We start from the raw sequence: 3,609 nt of genomic DNA, 5'->3' as shown, positions 1-3,609 counted from the left end.
GGGAGCACGTCGAGTCGCAGATGCGGTGGCACCACCTGCTCGACTACGGCGTCGCGATGGGCCACAAGCTGTTCGTGGACTTCGACCCGGAGACCCTGGACCCCGGGTACGTGGCCGAGCAGGTGCGTGCGGGGCGGGCGGGCGACCTGTTCGACAGGGAGACCGCCGACACCCACTGGGTCGAACGCCTGATCAACAAGCACGACCGGCTGCGCACCGCCGACCGCCTCTCGTACAAGGTGTTCATCGGTGCCACGGGTTCGCTGCACCGCAGCCTCTTCGAGGCGGCGGGCGGGATGGACGCCGACCTGATCCTGGGCGGCGACAGCGAGTTCGCCTACCGCGTCTCGCAGCAGGGCGCCGTGTTCATCCCCGACCTGGACACCAGCAGCTGGCACCTGGGCCGCTCCCAGATGCAGACCCGCCGCGACGCGGGCACCCGGTACCGCATGCCGTTCGTGGCCAACCGCGTCCCCGACTTCCACCTGCGGCGCAAGCGGCCGGACCGCCACTGGGAGGTGCCCTTCGCGGACGTCCTCCTGGACGTCGGGGCGCACACGCTGGAGGACGTCGACACCACCGTGTCGGCCCTGCTGGACGGCAGCACGCCGGACGTGCGGCTGTGGTTGCGCGGTCCGTGGGCGGAGCTGGAGGAGGGGCGGCGCTCCCCGCTGGACGACGAGCGGTTGGATCTGCGGCTGGTGCGGGAGACCTTCCGGGGCGACCCGAGGGTGCGGTTCACCGGGGAGGAGCCGGAGCACGACCCCCGGGTCCCCTTCCGGCTCCACGTCCCCGTGGGCGCCTCCCCGACCCCCACGATGGTGGCCGACCTGGTGCGGACCATCAACGAGAAGAAGGCCGGACTGCTCAGCGCGCCCCTGCCGGGTGCCACGCGTGCGGGGGACGGGGTGCTGCGCCTGGAGCGCACGGCGGCCTTCGCCCGCGCCCGCCACCTGGAGCCCGAGGCGTCCGGGGGCGACCTGGACCGGGTGGTCGAGGACGTCCACACCACCCACTGGATGCCGGGGGAGTCGTTCGTCGCCCGGGACGCGGGCGAGGAGGCCGAGACGGTCGACGCCGACGCGCTGCGCCGCAAGCTCGCCGAGGCGCGCGCCGAGGTCGAACGCCAGACGGCCCGTGCCATGCGGGCCGAGCGCAAGCTGCGCTGGTTCAGGCCGGGGGTGGCGGGGAGGGCCGTGCGCAAGTTGGTGCGCTGACCCGGGGCGACCCGCGGGACCGCGGGGATCGGGAACCCAATCAGTCACGACACGCAGTCGCTATTGCACTCAAAGTGATCATGTTGGTTACTCTGAGTCGCAGGGACCGCCACGTGTCCGACGGGCTCCCGCCCCGCGCTCCCAACCCAGCGAGGTCGTCCGATGATCACCACCGCCATCAGCCAGGCCCTGCGCACACGCGGTGACGAGCGCGCCGTGCTGTGCCGTGTCGGGGCCGGGGGCGCGGCACTCGACGAACTCGGCTTCCTCCGGCTGCGGCCGGACGACCTCCTCCTCGACCTGGGAGCCCACCCCATGGGAGGGTCGGCCGAGGTCGACGAGGACGGCGCCCGCTCCGTGGTCGGCCTCGTGGCCGTCGTCGCGGCCAGCCTCACCGACCTGCGCAGGGCGGTCACTCTCGCGGCGCACCTGCCCCGGGCCGTCCACCTCCTGGTGGCCGTGGAGCACATCCCCGGTCACCACGGCGTCCTCGCCCCCTGCCCTCCCGGGATCGAGGAGTGGAACGACCTGCACGAACTGCGGGTGCGCAAGGCTGAGAAGGGGGCGTGGCTCTGTGAACTCTTCTTCCCCAGCGGGACCGAGGTCGCGCCCGCCCTGGCCGCGATCTTCCACGGCGGGCGCGGGCGCCGGAGGGGGCCCGGGAGCGGGCTCCAGGCCGGACTGCACGGTCCGCAGGCGCACCTGTGGCGCCCGGGAGACCCGGCGGCCACACCGGTCGGCGCGGCGGGGCCGGTGCCGCTGCTCCGGGTGACGCCCACCGCCGACCTGGTTCTGCGCACCCAGGACGGCGCCTCCCTCCCGCTCTGGGAGGACGTGGCGGTCCCCGCGCTGGACCGCTCCACCACCGGTGCGGGCTCCTGGGAGTCCCTGGTCGACGCGGACGGCGCGTCCGCCGCGCTGCGTGTCCGCGGACCCGACCCCGTGACCGCGATCGCCCCGATCGACGAACGCCTCGTCAACCCCATGGGCTTCAACAAGAAGACCAGGGGCCCCGTGGGAGACCTGACCGTCGACGGGGAGCACGCCGTCATCCGCACCGCCGAGGAGGTCCTGGTGACCGTGCCCGCCGACGGCGGCATCACCGACGTCGACCTGGCCGGGATCCGCGATCTGCGCGTGGTCCGGGTGGACTGGTCCGGGCACGCCGGGCCGGCGGCCGCGGTGCGGGCGGTCGCCTCCCTCGCCGCGGGCGGGGTCCCACTGGTGAGCGGCCCCGTGCCCGCGTGGGCCGCCGGTCTCGGACAGCCCCTCACCGACCTCCTCACCCGCGTCGAGGAGGACGGCATGTGCGACGCCCTGGCGCGGGAGGAGCACAGCGTCCGGCTGCGCCGCGCCGCGCTGCGCACCCACGGACAGCGGACCCGCTGGCGCGCCCTGGCCGCGGAGGCGGGCATTCCGGTGGTCCCGGAGCCGCTGGTCACCGTGGTCCTGTGCACCCGCCGCCCCGACCTCGTGGGATTCGCGCTCGCCCAGGTGGCGCGCCAGCGCCACGTCAGGTTCGAGCTGGTCCTCGCCCTCCACGGGTTCTCCGCGGAACTGCCCGCGGTCCGGGCGGCCGTCAGCGAGTTCGCGGCCCTCGGCCACCCGATCACCGTCCACGAGGCGGACGGGGACAAGGTCTTCGGTGCGGTGATGAACGAAGCGGTGGACCGGGCGTCCGGCACGGTCATCGCCAAGTGGGACGACGACGACTGGTACGGCCCCGAACACCTCGCCGACCTGATGCTGGCCCGGGCCTACTCCGGCGCCGACGTCGTGGGCATCAGCCAGAACTACACCTACCTCCAGGAACTCGACCTGACCGTGTGGCGCAGCTACCGGTCGGAGTTCCCCAACGCCCAGGTGGTCGGTAGCACGATCCTCACCGACCGCGTGGTGCTGGAGGACGTCGGGGGCTTCCGCCCGCTGCCCCGGGCGATCGACAGCCAGTTCCTGCTCTCCGTACGGCAGGGCGGTGGCCGGGTCTACCGCACACACGGCCTCGGGTACCTCCTGCGTCGTTCCGGAACCGGGCACACGTGGGAGGTGGACCTGGGCTACTTCCTGCGCAACCACACCGAACAGTGGTCCGGCTGGCGGCCCAACTCCCTCATGGAGGGGGAAGCCGGCGCGCTCGGTCGGGCCGCCCCGCACACCGATCACTCGGGGGGACACAGTTGACCACCTCAGACAGCGCCTCCAGCAGGGAGGTGCCCGCCGGAAGCAGCGCGGGCGGGCCCGAGGGGGAGGTCCCCGAGCGGACCGTCCCGACACCCGCTGAGCAACCACGGCTGCACCGCAACGATCACGGCATCCTCCGGCCCCCCGCGTTGGGGGAGTGGACGCCGGTGTTGTCGGTGTCGGTGGTGGTTCCGGCGCACGGCCATCCCGA

Annotated in this window: 2 protein-coding genes and 1 pseudogene; all 3 read left to right on the top strand. The window is 73.6% G+C overall.

The annotated features are described in order from the left end of the window. The coding region (locus ACFWTE_RS29790) for a glycosyltransferase family 2 protein (RefSeq protein WP_378783277.1) at positions 1-1,217 on the top strand (1,217 nt) is incomplete at its 5' end. Positions 1,218-1,379: 162 nt separating this feature from the next. Next, positions 1,380-3,398 (top strand): glycosyltransferase, encoded by a 2,019-nt coding sequence (locus tag ACFWTE_RS29785; protein WP_378783275.1) that lies wholly within the window; start codon positions 1,380-1,382, stop codon positions 3,396-3,398. After that, positions 3,395-3,609 (top strand): annotated as a pseudogene (locus ACFWTE_RS29780) (glycosyltransferase family 2 protein); the annotation flags it as partial. The gene ACFWTE_RS29785 and the pseudogene ACFWTE_RS29780, both read left to right, overlap by 4 nt.

Origin of the sequence: Nocardiopsis sp. NPDC058631 (assembly GCF_042716955.1) — a bacterium.
Classification (GTDB): domain Bacteria; phylum Actinomycetota; class Actinomycetes; order Streptosporangiales; family Streptosporangiaceae; genus Nocardiopsis.
The sequence above is the reverse complement of the archived record's forward strand: the minus strand, read 5'-3'. Positions and strand labels throughout refer to the sequence as shown.